11 protein-coding genes are annotated in these 15365 nt (G+C 74.4%); 5 read left to right on the plus strand and 6 right to left on the minus strand.

The features are described 5' to 3' along the window. Window positions 1-47: 47 nt before the first annotated feature. Together C1A33_RS30360 and C1A33_RS30365 are read right to left on the minus strand one after the other, a co-directional pair. A complete protein-coding gene (locus C1A33_RS30360; protein WP_101835612.1) occupies window positions 48-737 on the minus strand; it encodes a GNAT family N-acetyltransferase in 690 nt (229 codons plus the stop codon). A gap of 80 nt (window positions 738-817) precedes the next feature. Then, the gene (locus C1A33_RS30365) at window positions 818-1801 is read right to left on the minus strand and encodes an NAD-dependent protein deacetylase (RefSeq protein ID WP_101835614.1); all 984 of its coding nucleotides are present in this window, start codon (window positions 1799-1801) and stop codon (window positions 818-820) included. A 180-nt stretch (window positions 1802-1981) separates the two neighbouring features. On the opposite strand from C1A33_RS30365, the gene C1A33_RS30370 reads away from it, so the two are divergent. After that, complete coding sequence (locus C1A33_RS30370) at window positions 1982-2314, plus strand: HypC/HybG/HupF family hydrogenase formation chaperone (RefSeq protein ID WP_115538036.1); 333 nt, start codon at window positions 1982-1984, stop codon at window positions 2312-2314. Window positions 2315-2496: 182 nt separating this feature from the next. Then, a complete protein-coding gene (locus tag C1A33_RS30375; RefSeq protein WP_101835617.1) occupies window positions 2497-3645 on the plus strand; it encodes a hypothetical protein in 1149 nt (382 codons plus the stop codon). A gap of 34 nt (window positions 3646-3679) precedes the next feature. Here C1A33_RS30375 and C1A33_RS30380 read toward each other — a convergent pair whose 3' ends face one another. Further along, window positions 3680-4975: a YihY/virulence factor BrkB family protein gene (locus tag C1A33_RS30380; RefSeq protein ID WP_243408087.1), complete on the minus strand. Its 1296-nt coding sequence runs from the start codon at window positions 4973-4975 to the stop codon at window positions 3680-3682. A gap of 389 nt (window positions 4976-5364) precedes the next feature. On the opposite strand from C1A33_RS30380, the gene C1A33_RS30385 reads away from it, so the two are divergent. Beyond that, window positions 5365-6177: a CHRD domain-containing protein gene (locus tag C1A33_RS30385; RefSeq protein WP_101835619.1), complete on the plus strand. Its 813-nt coding sequence runs from the start codon at window positions 5365-5367 to the stop codon at window positions 6175-6177. Here C1A33_RS30385 and C1A33_RS30390 read toward each other — a convergent pair. After that, window positions 6108-7778 (minus strand): NAD(P)/FAD-dependent oxidoreductase, encoded by a 1671-nt coding sequence (locus tag C1A33_RS30390; protein WP_423748168.1) that lies wholly within the window; start codon window positions 7776-7778, stop codon window positions 6108-6110. The two genes, C1A33_RS30385 and C1A33_RS30390, sit on opposite strands and share 70 nt — an antisense overlap. 315 nt (window positions 7779-8093) lie before the next feature. On the opposite strand from C1A33_RS30390, the gene C1A33_RS30395 reads away from it, so the two are divergent. Together C1A33_RS30395 and C1A33_RS30400 are read left to right on the plus strand one after the other, a co-directional pair. Further along, window positions 8094-8777, plus strand: coding sequence for a copper resistance CopC family protein (locus C1A33_RS30395; RefSeq protein WP_243408088.1), 684 nt, complete (start codon window positions 8094-8096; stop codon window positions 8775-8777). A 3-nt stretch (window positions 8778-8780) separates the two neighbouring features. Then, entirely contained in the window at window positions 8781-11402 is a 2622-nt protein-coding gene (locus C1A33_RS30400) for a bifunctional copper resistance protein CopD/cytochrome c oxidase assembly protein (RefSeq protein WP_243408089.1), read from the plus strand. 64 nt (window positions 11403-11466) lie between these two features. On the opposite strand, the gene C1A33_RS30405 is transcribed toward C1A33_RS30400, so the two are convergent. After that, window positions 11467-14130 (minus strand): cation-translocating P-type ATPase, encoded by a 2664-nt coding sequence (locus C1A33_RS30405; protein WP_101835623.1) that lies wholly within the window; start codon window positions 14128-14130, stop codon window positions 11467-11469. Window positions 14131-14287: 157 nt separating this feature from the next. Continuing rightward, on the minus strand, window positions 14288-15256 hold the full coding sequence (locus C1A33_RS30410) for an undecaprenyl-diphosphate phosphatase (protein ID WP_101835625.1): 969 nt from the start codon (window positions 15254-15256) through the stop codon (window positions 14288-14290). Window positions 15257-15365: the final 109 nt, after the last annotated feature.

The following is a 15365-nucleotide window of genomic DNA, read 5'->3' on the forward strand; positions in this document are numbered from 1 at the left end:
CCGGGGAGCGACGGGAGCGACGGGAGCGACGGGAGCGACGGGAGCGGTCAAGTCAGGGTCCGGCGCAGGACCACGAAGTACAGGTCGGGTCGCAGCGGCTCCCCGAACCTTCGGTCGTTGTACGGGAACGGTCGGGTCCGGGAGGTCGACAGGTAGCCGCGGCGGCGATACCAGTCGATCAGCTCGCCGCGCTGGGCGATGACCAGCAGTTCCATCCAACCGGCCCCCCAGGTGGTCACCGCGTGTCGCTCGGCGGTTCCCAGCAGCGCGGCGCCGACGCCCCCGCTCTGGCGGGTGGGTCGCACCGCGAACATGCCGAAGTAGGCCCCCACCGCCGCGGTTTCGGGCGCATCCCGGCCAGTGTCACGCCTGGCTCCGACGCCCGGATCACCCTGCTGGCCGCCCGCATCTCCCGTCTGGGCCCCTGGATCGCCCGAGCGGGCCGGATGGTCCGCCGGCGCGAGTCGGCGCTCCACGTGGCAGCAGCCCACCAGGGCGCCGGTGTCCTCCACCGCGAGCAGGACCGTGCTGTGCGGGTCGGTCAGGGCGGTGCGCACCTCGGCCGCGCTGGTGCGCTGCCCAGCGACGAGGTCCGCCTCGGTGGTCCACCCCGCCCGGCTGGGCTCCCCCCGATAGGCGGACTCGACGAGCTCGACGACCGCGGCGACGTCGGCCGCCGAGTCGGTGGCGGCGCGAAAGGCCAGATCGCCGGGGGGACGGGAGGAGACCGGTCGCATCGTCCTATCCTCACAGCCCGGCTGGTCACTCCCCTGTTCGGGCGGGCAGGGGGAGGTGTGATCCGGACGTCGGACGCGGATCAGGACGGCGGACCGTCGGTGCTGGCGGACGCGACCGAGGCGGCAGTCCCAGCGGAATCGGCAGGACCGGCAGAACCGGCAGGACCGGCAGGACCGGCAGGGGCCACCTTCCTGGCCGACGCGGCCGATCCCGTGAGCACGGCGGCGAGCCGCGGGAGGGTGAGGCCGAGGGGGGCGTCGACGCGCACCGCGGCCCGCGCGTCGCCACGGGTGGGCCCCTGGTTGACGATCGCGACGGGAATGCCGAGCTCGGCGGCACGCAGGACGAACCGATAGCCGGACATCACCGTCAGCGACGAGCCGAGGATGAGCAGGGCCCTGGCACTCTCGATCAGTCCCATCGCGCGCGCCACGCGGGGCCGGGGCACCGTGGCGCCGAAGAACACCACGTCCGGCTCCAGACGATCGCCGCCGCAGGCCAGACAGCCGACCATGACGAACCCGGCGATCGTTTCCTCCGCCAGCGTGACATCACCATCGGGGTTGGTGGGGGCACCGCCGACGTGGTAGTCCGGATTGGCCCGCCGCAACCGGCTGTCGAGCTCGTGGCGCGGGCTGACCAGGCCACAGTCCGGGCACATCACGCGGGAGAGGCTCCCGTGCAGGTCGATCACCTGTCGGGAGCCGGCCCGCTGGTGCAGACCGTCGACATTCTGGGTGACCACTGCGGTCACGAGCCCGGCCTGCTCCAGGCGAGCCACCGCACGGTGGGCCGCGTTCGGCTCCGCGCGGGCGACCTGCCGCCAGCCGGCGTGGCTGCGGGCCCAGTAGCGGTGGTGGGCGCCCGGCTGGCGGGTGAACTCCTGGTAGGTCATCGGTGTGTGCCGGCGCAGGGCCCCGTTCGGGCCTCGATAGTCCGGAATCCCGGAGTCCGTGGAGATCCCGGCTCCGCTGACGACGGTCACTCCGCCGGGCGCGACCAGGGTGCACAGCCGCTCGACGCTCTCGTCGTCCGCCGTCATGCCGATGCCCACCCCACCCATGGTGCCCGATGGGGCACACCGGCGTCGGTGGCGGAATCGGACCCGCCGGCCGCGGGTGTCCCCCGATTCACCCCGGGACGCCGAGACACGCAGCGTGCACGGCCATCCGTCCTCCGGTGGTGTGCTCCCCCGCGTGGTCGTACGGTTGCCCGAGAGGTCCGACCTGGGGGTGAGGATCGGATGGAAACGACAGTAGGCCGCGCTCGGCAACGGACCGAGCAGCGCCGGCAGCGACGGATTCGGCAGAGCGGGACGGCCGCCGAGCGGCTGCGCGCCTGGGAGGCGGCGACGGCCGCGACGCACGCGGAACCCGCGGCGCCCCTGTGCGCAGCCGCGGGGCTTCTCTCGGGGCCATGGGACGTGTTCGAGGCGGAGGTCGTGCGCCTCCTTCCCGGCGACCACGCGCTGGTCCGTGCGGCCGCGGGTACGCAGGAGATCAGCCTCGTGCTCGTGGCGGCACAGCCGGGTGACACGGTGCTGATCCACGCGGGGACCGCCGTCGGCGTCCTGTGAGGCCCGGCCCACGCCGTCGCTCTGCCGGACAGACCGCCCGGGAGGTTCACCGGCCGTGCGCGTCCGGGCGTGGCTGGCCCGATCGGACGGGGCGTCGAGCCGGCCGGGCGAACGGGCCGCCTGATCCCCTGGGGCCGACCGCCATCCGGATGTCCCGGCGGACCCGACGGAGAGGAGCTGCGATGAGAACCACAGGGACGTCGCTGAACCGGGCGGTCACGATCGCGGACGCGACCGTCTACCGGGCGCGTGCGGTCGACACGAGCGGTGTGGTCGCGGCCGAGGCGGGCCGGGGCCCCGGGGTTCTGATGCCCGCGGCGTACGCCGCCCGCCACCCGTGGGAACGGGCATACGCCCACGCGGAGTGCCTGCTGGCCGCGGACGTCGACGCGGTGGTGCACGTCCGCGCACGCTGGCTGCAGCTGACCAGCCTGGCCGGGCTGCCGTCCCCGCCGCCCGTCCTGCACCATGCCGCCGGGCCGCGGCCCGTCCGCCATGGCCTCGGCGACGCCCGACGCGCACCGGGCATCCCGCCCGACGCCACCACCCCGACGGGCACGGACGACCCGCTGGTCGCCTTCGGCCAGCCGGGTGACGGCGAGACATGGGGAGACGATGCCGGCACCCGGCCCGCTGGCCGGCGCGTGAAGTTCCTGGCGCGCGAGGTCGAGCGGGACGTCGTCGTCGCGGACCTGCTGGCCGCGCGCCCACAGCCGCTGCCTGGGCCAGCCGCCGGCTGGTCGCGCGGCTGGCTGCCGCACCCGAGCGCCGCCCGGCCAAGCCCGTGGGAACCGGTCCGCACCCCCGGATCGGGCCATGGTCGCGGCGACGCGGCCTCGCACACCGTGACGCTGCACGCCCCACCCGGCCGCAGCGTGCGGGAGATCGCGGCAGGCGAGGAACGGACGAGAGTCGCCTGGGACACCTGGTCGGGACGGGGTGAGCTGCGGCTGAGCGCCGGCGTCGAGCGCGGCGCTCCTGGCCTGATCCGACTGCGGGTCGAGCTGGTCAACACCTCCGGCTGGCAGCCGCGCATGGACGCGGTCGAATGGACGGCCGCCGCCACGCAGCCCGCCGCCCGACAGCGGGCCCTGCGGCACGCTCTTGTGGGCGCGCACGTGGTTCTCAGCGGCGATCCGGGGGAGGCCCGCTTCCTCTCCCTCGCCGCCCCGCCCGACTGGGCCAGCGCCCTCGCCCGCACCTGCGTCAACGACGGTCTGTGGCCGGCCCTGATCGGCGGTCACCGCACCGGCGGCACCGTGCTGATCGCCCCGATCCGGCTACCCGACGACCCGGATCCGCGACCGCGCTCGGTCGACCCCGCCACCTGAGTGGCCCGACGACGGCCGTCCGCGTCGTGCTCGCTCACCCGTCCGTGGGCGCGGCCTCGGGAAGCGCACCGCCGGCACGCGGGGCGATGTCGTCTACGGGCGGGAACACCCCCGGCGGGGACACCACCGGCGAGGACACCACCAGCGGGGCCTCGGCCGACGAGGGCTGAGCCGACGAGGGCTGAGCCGACGAGGGCTGAGCCGACGTGGGCTGAGCCGACGTGGGCTGAGCCGACGGCGCCTCGGCCGGAGCGGGCCCAGCCGGGTCGACCTCCCGCTCCGGTTGGGCGCGCGCGGGTGCGGGCTGGTCGGGGACGGGTGGTGACGAGGGCTGGCTGGTGAAGGTGACATCGACCCGCTGGAAGCTCTTGAACTGCTCGGCCTGGGCATAGGAGGTGTAGGCCCGCCGGTCCGAATCGGTGAGGTCGACGTCGTCGACGAAGGGCGTCAGCAGCGCCCGGGGGTACAGGCGGCCCGCCCGCACCGCGTTGATCTCCATGCCCACCACGACCACGACCGAGAGGAAGTACAACCAGGTCATCAGGCCGAGGACCAGCCCGAACAGGCCATACACCTGGGTCGAGCCCTTGAGCTGGTGGGCGATGTAGTAGCTGCCGAGGGTCTGGACGGCCTGCCACCCGACCGCGGCGAACACGGCACCCGGCAGGTTCTCCCGCACCCGGCCGGATCGGGCCGTCAGCACGGTGAACGCCGCGAGGATCAGTCCCGCGTTGCCGGCGGTGGAGATCGCGACCGCGAGGACCTGGAACCCGGCGGCGAGCCGGCCGAAGGCGGACGCGCCGGTGGTGACGGTGGACAGCACCGTGGTCATCACCACGCCGAGCCCGAGCAGGCCGATGAGACTGAGACTGCGCACGCGGGCGAAGAACGGGTTGGGCCGTGACCGGCGCGGCACCGCCCAGGCGGTGTCCAGCGCGTTGCCGATCGCCCGGGCCACCCCCAGGCTGCCGTACACGGCGCCGAGCACCCCGATGGCGACGGCGGCGCCGCTGCCTCTGAGGGCCTGCACGTCGTCGCGCAGCTGATCGCCGATGATCGGGAACTGGCTGAGCGCGGAACTGACGACCTGCTCCTGCAGATGGTGGTGTCCGTGCAGCACGAAGCCCAGCCCGGTGGTCAGGAGCAGCAACAGCGGGAACAGGGACAGGAACGCGTAGAACGTGATGAGGGCGGCGAGGTAGCCGCCCTGGTCGTCGCCGAACTTGTACAGCACCGCGATGACGAAGCCGATGCCACGGTGTCGGCGCTGCGCCCGGTCCATCCGGCCGCCGAGCGCCATGCCGCGCCTCCCCCACCCGTCGGTCGACACGTGCTCTCCCCCGCTCGGGCCGGTCTCACACTCGCGGACCAGCCGAGGCCTGGGCCGATCGCCGGCCCATCATCGCGTTGACGGATCCGGCCCCATGCCCTTGGCTGAGAGCGCCACGCTACGCAGCGCCCACATCGCGATGCGCAGCCAGGACGGGTGAGATCGGCGACCGACTGCTCCGGACGGGCCATCCACCACCGCCGATGAGACGACCGACCCGTCGGCGACCGATTCTGCCGACACCTGCACAACGTCATCCAAGGATGACATCCGGGTCCGTCATCGACGGCTACCAGGCAGTGACACCAACCCGACAGCCGCGATGGCTCCACCCCTGACGCCCGTGGGCGCCGAGGGCAGGCGGCGATCATTGGAACAGGAGACTGCGGATGCGCTCCGGTCCTCGTACGACCATCCCGCGGGCGGTTCTCTGCGGCATCGGCGCGGGACTGCTTCCCCTCGCCCTCATCCCCGTCCTCACCAGCGTCCACGCGGCCGCCCCGGCGAGCCTGACCGCGACCGTCGCGGCGGCGCAGCCGGCTGGCGCGCCACATCCCGCCCGGCCTGGCGGGGCGGCGACCGCGTCGGCCGCCGACGGCGCCGACGTGGGCGCGCCCGCGTACCTGCACGCCGAGATCGGCCCGGTCAACCACTCGGGGGCGCGCGGCAGCGCCACCGCCGTCCTGCGCGCAGACGTGCTGCACATCCGGATCGTCACGCACGGCCTCGCCCCCGGGCTGGCTCATGCCCAGCACCTCCACATCGGGGCCAGCCACACCTGCCCTGGTCCCGATGCGACCGGCGGCGGGGTCGACGGCCAGGTCCGCTCGGCGGACGCGAAGAAGACGGTCGGGCCCATCGCGGTATCCCTGACGACCCGCGGCGACACGAGTCCGGACAGCTCCTACGCGCTGGACCGCTTCCCTGTCGGCGACGCCGGCTACGAGCGGGCCATCACCCTCACGCCACGGATCGCCGCCCAGCTGCGCGCGGGCGACGGAGTCATCGAACAGCACGGCGTCGACCCCGATCGCGACGGCCGCTACGGCGGCGGTGCCCGCAGCGACGTCGATCCCCGTCTGCCGCAGGAGGCCTCGAACACCGCCGCCTGCGGCAGGCTGCTCCGCGTCGCCTATCCGGTCCCGGTCGGCGGGGCAGCGGCGGGCGCGGGCTGGGCGGCGGGCGCCGGCGGAGCCGCCTGAGTCCCGCGGTCGGCGACGGTGCCGCAGGCTGTGTCCCGCGCGGCGGCATCCTCCGGCCGACTCGTACCTTCGTGCGGGGGCGGCGTCATGGCGGCGGGCTCCTGCCCGCCCGGCGCGCGACCGCCGGGGTAGACGCTGGTCTCCTCGGCGGTCGCGATGCCCGGACGCTGGCCGCGGGCGAAGCCGAGCTGCACGATCTGATGGGGGATGACCAGGTCCAGGATCCAGTCGGTCAGGACCCTCGCCCGGTTGGAACCGTTGTTGAGGGCGTACGCGTGGTAGGCGCGGGTCACAGCCACGGCGGGCAGGCCGTGCAGGGTCAGTCCCAGGGGGTTGGCCACCGCGTCACGTCCGCCGAGGTCGACCACGAAGCCGAGGTCGTGATGCCGGTAGGGACGGATGGTGCCATGGCCCAGTGAGGCGGCCACGTTGCGCGCGGCCACCCCGGCCTGGCGGACCGCGTGCTGGGCGGTCTGCCCGGCCGGCGCGCCCGCTCGGGTCAGGTCCGGGACGGCCGCCGCATCGCCGAGCGCGAACAGTCCGTCCACCCCCGCGACCCGGAAGAACTCGTCCACGACGAGCCGGCCGTGGACGGTAGGCAACCCGAGCGTCGCCATCAGCGGACTGGGGTCGACGCCCGCGCACCACACCACCGTGCGGGTCTCGATCGTCTCCTCGTCGCGGTCCGCGTCGCCTGCCCCCCGCAGGCGGACAGTGCGCTCGCCGACCTCGGTCACCGCCGTGCGCAGCCGGATCTCCACGCCGCGCTCGGCGAGCACCCGCGCCGCCCGCCGTCCCAGCGCGGGTGCGAGCTCATGCAGGATCGCGGGGGCGTGGTCGACGAGGACCCATCGGATCTCCTCCGCGCGCAGCCGCGGGTAGTTGGCCGCGGCGCGCCGGGTGAACCGGGTCATCTGCGCCACGAGCTCGGTGCCCGTGTAGCCGCCGCCGACGACCACGAACGTGCACAGCGCGCGCCGCTGCGCGCCGTCGGGCGCGGCATCCGCCGTCTCCAGCTGCCGCAGAACATGATCACGTAGGTAGACGGCCTGCGTCAGGTTCTTCAGCCCGATCGCGTGCGCACGCACCCCGGGGATGTCGAAGGTGCGGGTGATCGAGCCCGGCGCCAGCACGAGCCGGTCCCAGCCGAGTACGGTCAACGTTCCGTCGTTGCCACGGACCGTCACCGTATGCCACTCGGTGTCCACCGCCACGGCATGGCCCAGCCGCAGCACCGTGCGCCGAAGCGCCCCGCGGGTCGCCACGGCCAGATGCCGCGGCTCCACCGAACTCGCACAGACCTGGGGCATCAGCGACGTGTAAGGCAGGTGATCCACCGGGGAGACGACCGTGAGCCGCGCGGCATCGGCGGGCAGCAATCCCTCCAGCCGCCGAAGCAGCCGCAGGCCGGCGAACCCGCTGCCCACGACCACCACCCTCGGCACCTGCCCGCCGCCCGCGGCGCCGCCTGCGCCTCCACCGCCGTCACGACCATCACCCGCACCATCGGCGCCGACACGTGACACGTCCACGGGCGCGGCACCGCGCCGTGCGGTCACCGACCGGACGATTCGGCGTACGGACGCCGGCGTCGGGGGCATCGGCACGGTGCACCTCCGTTGAGCCACATGAGCACTGCGGATCGGACCGATCGTGGCGGGTACCCACCGCGATGCGGCGCGGACCGGCCGCCCGCCTACGGCTGCCTGCCCGGTGATCTGCACGGGCAATCGCGCGGCCGAGAACGGGGCATCAGTCAGCACCCACCCGCACCCGGGATCTTGATCATGAGCGCGCCTCGACGTCAACACCGTTGATTATCTTGTAACTCCAGCCGAGAACCCTCATGGAGCCCCCGATCAGATCCCGCCGGACGGCAGCCGGGGCGGCTTTCTACGGCGCGTAGAATTTTGCGGGTGCGACGACAGGTCCAGGCGCCGGCCGGGCGCCCCCGTCCCGGACGGCGGCGCCTCCCCGTCGCCGCCATCGGCTTCCTTACCGCGGTCCTGCCGGGCCTGCTGCTGCTCCTGGCCGCGCCCGCGTCGGCCCACTCCCGTCTGGTGGCAACCTCACCGACCGCGGACGAGGCGGTGTCGACAGCGCCCGCCGACATCGTGCTCACCTTCAACGAGGCGGTGTCCGCCCAGTACACGCACGTCGCCGTGACCCGCGGCGACGGGAGCAGCGTGGCCAGCGGGGCCACCGCCGTCGAGGGCACCACGGTCCGCCAGCCACTCGCCCCCCTCGGCGACGGCCGGTACACGGTGGCCTATCGGGCGGTGTCGGCCGACGGCCATCCCATCGGCGGCACGTTCGCGTTCACGGTCGCGGGCGCCACTGCGCCGGCGGTGCCCAGCACCGCCGGCGCCCAGGGCACCACACCGGGTGGCACCCCCTCCTCCAGCGGCGCCACCACGACGCCCTCCGCCGGCACCACCGCACCCGGTGCCGCCGCCACCACGCTGGGCACCGCCGCCAGCGGGAGCGGCGACGGAAATGGAGGCTGGTGGATCCTGGTGACCGTCCTCGTCGTCCTCGCCGCTGCGGCGGGCGGCACCGTCCTCGCCGTCGCCCGGCGACGTCACACCGGAGCACGCTGAGCCATGGACGACTCTCCCCCCTCGGCCCGTCCGCCCGCGCCCACGGCATCCGACGGCGGCCAGGCGCCGGAGCCTGTCACCGGCGGCGCCGCGCCCGAGCCCGCCGTCGCCGGAACCTCCAGCCCCGGGACCTCCGATGCCGGGACCTCCGACGCTGGGACCTCCGACGCCCGACCTGTCACGGCGGCGGGAGCGGCCGGGGCCGCCCCGAGTGCACAGCGCCGGGCGGCGCCGGGGACGTGGCTGGCCGCCGTGGTCGCGGGCTTCGTCGTCCTCGCGCTGGTCGTCGGGTTCGGTCCGGGCCCGCTGCGGCTGCCCGGACTGCCCTCGTCCGGGACCTTCACCTACTGGGCGCTGCCCTGCGCCCGGCTGCTTGGCCGGGTCGCCTCCGTGGCGACCCTCGGCTGGCTCCTGACCGCCGCCGTCCTGCTGCCGGCCCGCCGCCGGCCCGCACCCGCCGCCGAGACCTCCCCCGCCAGCTCCACTCCGGCGGGCACCACGGACACCACGGACACCACGGACACCACGGACACCACGGACACCACGGACACCACGGGCGCGGCACCGGCGGGCATCGCGGGCACGGACAACGCCTCCACGCGCACCTCCGGCACCGCTGACGAGACGGCCCCGACCGCGTCCGTGCGCGACGCGGGCGCGCGGGCGGTCCACCGGGGGCCTGGCAGCCGGGACCTGACCTTCACCGCGCGCCGATGTGGGCGCCACGCCGCCAACGCCGCACTGGTGTGGCTGGCGGCGACCCTCGCCGAGCTGGTGTTCACACTGTCGGACGTCTCCGCACGCCCGGCGGGCGAGGTGCTGGACACCCACGCGCTGCGCTCGTTCGTCTCGTCGACGTCCCAGGGCCGCGCGCTGCTCACGGTCGCCGCACTCGCCGCCGTCGTCGCGATCGTGGGGCGCACCGTGACGACGACCACGGCCGCCGGCGCGCTGCTCGTCGTCGCCGCCGCGGGCCTGATGCCCCCGGTGTTCGCCGGGCACGCGTCGGAGTCCGGTGACCACGCGGTCGCCGTGGTGGCGCTCGCGGTGCACGTCCTCGCCGCCTCGGCCTGGATCGGCGGGCTGGTCGGTCTGCTGACCGCGGTGCGGCTGCCGGTGGGCTCGTTCGGCGCGGCGCTGCGCCGTCACAGCCGCTTCGCGGCCGGTGCCGCCGCCCTGACCGCGGCCAGCGGGATCGGCAGCGCCGCGCTGCGCCTCGGCGGGCTGACGCCCCTGTGGGAGACCCGCTACGGGCTGCTCGTGATGCTCAAGGCCGCTGGTCTGATCGCGGCCGTCGTCCTCGGCGGACTGCTGCGCCGCCGGGTCGTCGACCGTCTGGTCCCGCCGCCCGCCCCGGCCGGCGGGACCACCGTCCCGGCCGGGGCGACCGGCGCGGCGGGCACGGTCGGGGTGGTGGGACGGTTCGTGCGGCTGGCGGGCGTGGAGCTCATGGTGCTCACGGCGACGCTCGGGCTCGCGGTGGGCCTGTCCCGTACCGCGCCACCGGTCGACGACGCGCTCGTACCGGACGATCCCACGCGCGCGCTGCTGGGTTACCCGATGCCGCCGGCGGTCACCGCGGCGCGCCTGGCCATCGACTGGCACATCGACTGGGTGTTCCTGTCCGCCTCGGTGCTCGCCGCCGGCCTCTACCTGGCCGGCGTGCTCCGACTGACCCGCCGCGGCGACCGCTGGCCGCTGGGGCGCACCATCGCCTTCCTCGCCGGCCTGGTCATCGTGGTGGCGACGACCTGCAGTGGCCTGGGCCGTTACGGCCCCGTCCTGCTCAGCGTGCACATGGCCCAGCACATGCTGCTGAACATGGTGGCACCCCTCCCCCTCGTCCTCGGCGCGCCGGTGACGCTGGCGCTGCGGGCGTTGCGACCAGCACGGGCGCCGCACCGCACCGGCCCACGGGAGTGGCTGGTCGCGGGGCTGCACTCGTGGCCGGTGCGGTTCCTGACCCATCCGATGGTCGTCACGATCAACTTCGCCGGCGGCCTGTACGTGCTGTATCTGACGTCGCTGCTGACGACGCTCATGCGCAACCACCTCGGTCATCTGTACATGAACGTCCACTTCCTGGCCGTCGGCTTGCTGTTCTTCGAGCTGATCGTCGGGATCGACCCGTTGCCGCGCCGGCTGCCGCACCCGGGGCGGATCCTGATGCTGCTGGCCGTCGTGCCCTTCCACACCTTCCTGGGTCTGACGATCATGAGCACGTCGACGCTGCTGGGATCCGGCTGGTACGACCGGCTCGTGCGGCCCTGGGGGGTGAGCCCGCTCAGCGACCAGCACACGGCGGGCGGCATCGCCTGGTCGTTCGGGGAGCTGCCGACATTCACCGTGCTGTTGGTGCTGGTCGCCCAGTGGGCCCGCATGGATGAGCGGCGCAGCCGGGCCCGGGAGCGGCGTATCTCCGCCGCCGGTGACGTGGACGCGGAACTCGACGCGTACAACGCCTATCTCGCCCGGCTGAACGACGGCCCCCGCCGTCGCACCGCGGCCTCGTCGGCGAGCGGCGCCCCCTCCGGACCCTCCCGGTCCTGCGCGGAGGGCACGACGACGCTGCCGCCCCGGCCCCGCGAGGCACCCGACGACGGCGGCACTCCGACCGCACGCTGACCGCCCCGGCACGTGCCGCTCTCCGAGGGGTGATCCGCAGAGCGGTCAGATCGCGGGGGCGGGTTCAGGCGCCGAGTCCCGACGCCTTCTCGCGCACGACGGCCCTGGGCGCTGCCTCGGCATCCGACAGGCCGGCGGCGGGCGACAGGCCGGCGGCGGGTACCTCGGTGCTCGGCCGCCCGGCGTCGGAGGCCGAGGTGGGGCCGCCCGCGGGCAGGGTACGGACGTGGCTGCGGGGCGCCGTCAGCCGGCGGGCCGCGCCGGAGTGGTCTCCTTCCCCGCCGGCCAGCAGGCGCCCGGCCACCAGCCAGACGAGTTCGAGCAGCACCGCCGCCACGGCCGCGATGCCGACCGCCGTCCACGGCCCGGTGGTGCCGACCAGCGACAGCTGGAAGAAGTCCTGGGCGAACGGGACGACCAGGACGAGCGCGAAGGCGCCGGCCATGGTCAGTACCAGCGCCACACGCCACCAGGTGTAGGGCCGGGCGACGATCGCCAGCGCCCATAGCGCGACGAGGAACAGGGTGAGGGTCGCCATCGACGTCTCGGCGTCGAGATCGTCGTAGATCGAGCGGGCGACCAGGTAGGAGACCATGGTCGCGGCGCCGGCGAGGATGCCCGCGGGCAGGGCGAAGCGTAGTACGCGGCTGACGAAGTCCGGGCGGGCCCGCTCCGCGTTCGGCGCGAGCGCCAGGAAGAACGCCGGGATGCCGATCGTCAGCGATCCCAGCAGGGTCAGGTGCCGCGGCAGGAACGGATAGGGCACCCGGGTGATGACGACGAGCACGGCGAGCAGCACCGAGTAGACGGTCTTGGTGAGGAACAGGTTCGCGACCCGCTCGATGTTGCCGATGACGCGCCGGCCCTCGGCGACGACGGACGGCAGCGTCGCGAAGCTGTTGTCGAGCAGGACGATCTGGGCGACACCGCGGGTCGCCTGGCTGCCCGCGCCCATGGCGACGCCGATGTCGGCGTCCTTGAGAGCGAGGACGTCGTTGACACCGTCGCCGGTCATGGCGACCGTGTGCCCGCGTGACTGCAGCGCCCCGACCATGTCCCGCTTCTGCGCCGGGGTGACGCGACCAAACACCGAGTGCGCCTCGAGGGCGTCGGCGAGCCCGGCACGGTCGGTCGGCAGCGTGCGGGCGTCGACGGGATTCTCCGCGCCGGGCAGGCCGAGGCTGCGCGCGACGGCCCCGACGGACACCGCGTTGTCCCCGGAGATCACCTTGGCCGCCACGTTCTGCTCGGCGAAGTACCGCAGCGTGTCGGCGGCGTCGGAGCGCAGCCGCTGGGCCAGCACCACCAACGCGAGGGGCGTGACGGTGTCGGGGACGCCCGCCGGGTCTGCCAGGGCGTTGTCCAGCGCGGCGGACGAGCGCCCGAGCAGCAGGACCCGCAGGCCCCGCTCGCCGTAGGCGTCGGCCTCGCCGAGCACCTCGTGGCCGGCGGGCAGCAGCACGTCCGGTGCGCCGAGCAGCCACGTCGCCTCGGTGCCGGTGGGGTCGGCGAGTCTCGCCCCGCTCCACTTGCGGGCCGAGGAGAACGGGGCGTCGGCGCGCGCGGCCCAGCCGGGCGGCGCCGGGCAGGCCTCGATGATCGCACTCATGCTGGGATTGGGCCGGCCGTCGGCGGCGCCGAGCGCGCCGAGCACGTCGCGGGCCAGCGTCCGCGTGTCGCCACCGTCGTCGGCGGCGACGACCCGCAGCTCGGCGACGTCCATCGCCGCCTCGGTGAGCGTCCCGGTCTTGTCCAGGCAGACGACGTCGACGCGGGCGAGCCCCTCGATCGCCGGAAGTTCCTGGACCAGGCACTGGCGGCGGCCGAGGCGGACGACACCGACGGCGAAGGCGACCGAGGTGAGCAGCACCAGCCCCTCGGGCACCATCGGCACGAGTCCCGCGACCATGCGGCGGATGCCCTCGGGCAGGTCGTCGCCACTGACCACGATCTGGCTGATGATCAGCGCGATCCCGGTCGGGATGATCATCCAGGTGACGACACGCAGGATCGTGCTGATGCCGGTGCGCAGCTCGGAGTGCACGAGGGTGAACCGGCTGGCCTCCTCGGCGAGCTGCGCGGCGTAGGCCGCCCGGCCGACCCGGGTGGCGCGGAAGGCGCCCGTGCCGGCGACGACGAAGCTGCCCGACATCACCTGGTCGCCGGGCTGCTTGTGGACCGGGTCCGCCTCGCCGGTGAGCAGCGACTCGTCGACCTCGAGGTGCTCGGCCTGGACGACCTCACCGTCGACCGGTATACGGTCGCCGGGGCCGAGCTCGAGGATGTCGTCGAGGACGATCTCGGCGGCCGGGATCTCGGCGGGGACGCCGTCGCGGCGCACCATGGGTCGGCTCTCCCCGACGACGGCGAGCCGGTCCAGAGTCCGCTTGGCGCGCAGCTCCTGGAACATCCCCACCAGCGTGTTGGCAATGATCACCCCGCCGAACAGGGCGTCCTGCAGGGGGCCGACGGTGAGCACGAGGATCAGCAGGACGCCGATGATGGCGTTGATCCGGGTGAAGATGTTCGCCCGGGCGATCTCGCCGAACGAGCGGCTGGAGCGGGTCGGCACGTCGTTGACCCGGCCGTCGGCGATCCGCTCGGCGACCTCGGCGGCCGTCAGGCCCACCGCCGGCGCGGGCGGTCGGGACTGCGCTTCGACGGCGGCCTCCCGGGCGGATCCCTGTTCCGGGGACGGTCGCGCTCCCGCGACCTCTGGCCGATCCATCGTGTCCTCCCGCTCGTGCCCCGACACGTGTCCCCCGCGTCCCCGCGCCTCACGGGTCACCACGCGCTCCACACCGCGCGTGCCGTACCCCGCACGTCGCATGAAGGTGTCAACCCACCGTAGTCGACAGGCCCGGCGCCGGTCCGCCCGCGGGGGTTCAGTCGACCTCGGCGCCCGACCGCGCGTCGAGGGCACCGGCGGCAAGCAGGGCCAACAGGAGCAGTCCCAGCCCGACCCGGTACGCGACGAACGGCGCGAAGCTGCGGGTGGTGATGTAGCGCAGGAACCAGGCGATCGCCGCGTACCCGGTGAGGAACGCCACCACCGTGGCGACCAGCGTCGGCCCCCAGGCGACCTCCGCGTCGGCGCCGCTGACCGCCACTGCGGCCCCGGCGGACCCGTCCGGGCCAGTGGCCGAGGGCGCACCGTGCGCGGCCTCGGCGCCGGCGTCCCGCGGACCGCCGATGTTGCGCAGTTCGAACAGGCCCGAGGCGAGCACCGCTGGCATCGCCAGCAGGAACGAGTAGCGGGCCGCTGCCTCCCGGGTGTAGCCGAGCAGCAGGCCTCCGCTGATCGTGGCCCCGGACCGGGACACTCCCGGGATCAGGGCCGCCGACTGGGCCAGGCCGTAGAGCATACCGTCGCGGACCGACAGATCCGTGAGGGTCTTGCGCCGGCGCGGTACCGCGTGGCGCCCGGCCGGCCAGCCGCGGCTCGCGTACCAGTCGGCGCCGCCGAGGATCAGTCCGAGCGTGATCAGCGTCGCCGCGATCAGGCGCAGGTCACGGAACGGTCCCTCGATCGCCTCCTGCAGTGTCACGCCGAGCAGGCCGATGGGGATCGTGCCGAGCAGGACCAGCCAGCCGATGCGGGCGTCGGGATCCGCGCGAGCCTCGCGGCGGGTGATCGAGGCGACCCAGGCCCGCAGGATGCGGGCGATGTCGCGGCGGAAGTAGATCAGCACGGCGGCCTCGGTGCCGATCTGGGTGACCGCGGTGAAGGCCGCGCCGGGATCGTCCCAGCCGGCGAGCGCGGCGGTGACCCGCAGATGCGCGCTGGAGGACACCGGCAGGAACTCGGTGAGCCCCTGCACCAGGCCCAGAACCGTCCCCTTCAGGTAGTTCATCGAGCCCGGCCGGCGACCGGGTCAGCCTGGCCGTCGCCGCCCGCCGGCCGTACCCGACCCCGCCCCGCGCTCACCGGCCACCCGCTGCCCACACACCCCTGCACTCGCC

The organism is Frankia canadensis, assembly GCF_900197875.1.
In the GTDB taxonomy this organism is placed as follows: Bacteria; Actinomycetota; Actinomycetes; order Frankiales; family Frankiaceae; genus Frankia; species Frankia canadensis.

Excerpts from the sequence above, each read along its gene's own strand:
- C1A33_RS30360 (WP_101835612.1), bottom strand. The coding sequence starts at position 737 with ATGCGACCGGTCTCCTCCCGTCCCCCCGGCGATCTGGCCTTTCGCGCC.
- C1A33_RS30365 (WP_101835614.1), bottom strand. The coding sequence starts at position 1,801 with ATGGGTGGGGTGGGCATCGGCATGACGGCGGACGACGAGAGCGTCGAG.
- C1A33_RS30370 (WP_115538036.1), top strand. The coding sequence starts at position 1,982 with ATGGAAACGACAGTAGGCCGCGCTCGGCAACGGACCGAGCAGCGCCGG.
- C1A33_RS30375 (WP_101835617.1), top strand. The coding sequence starts at position 2,497 with ATGAGAACCACAGGGACGTCGCTGAACCGGGCGGTCACGATCGCGGAC.
- C1A33_RS30385 (WP_101835619.1), top strand. The coding sequence starts at position 5,365 with ATGCGCTCCGGTCCTCGTACGACCATCCCGCGGGCGGTTCTCTGCGGC.
- C1A33_RS30390 (WP_423748168.1), bottom strand. The coding sequence starts at position 7,778 with ATGCCCCCGACGCCGGCGTCCGTACGCCGAATCGTCCGGTCGGTGACC.
- C1A33_RS30400 (WP_243408089.1), top strand. The coding sequence starts at position 8,781 with ATGGACGACTCTCCCCCCTCGGCCCGTCCGCCCGCGCCCACGGCATCC.
- C1A33_RS30405 (WP_101835623.1), bottom strand. The coding sequence starts at position 14,130 with ATGGATCGGCCAGAGGTCGCGGGAGCGCGACCGTCCCCGGAACAGGGA.
- C1A33_RS30410 (WP_101835625.1), bottom strand. The coding sequence starts at position 15,256 with ATGAACTACCTGAAGGGGACGGTTCTGGGCCTGGTGCAGGGGCTCACC.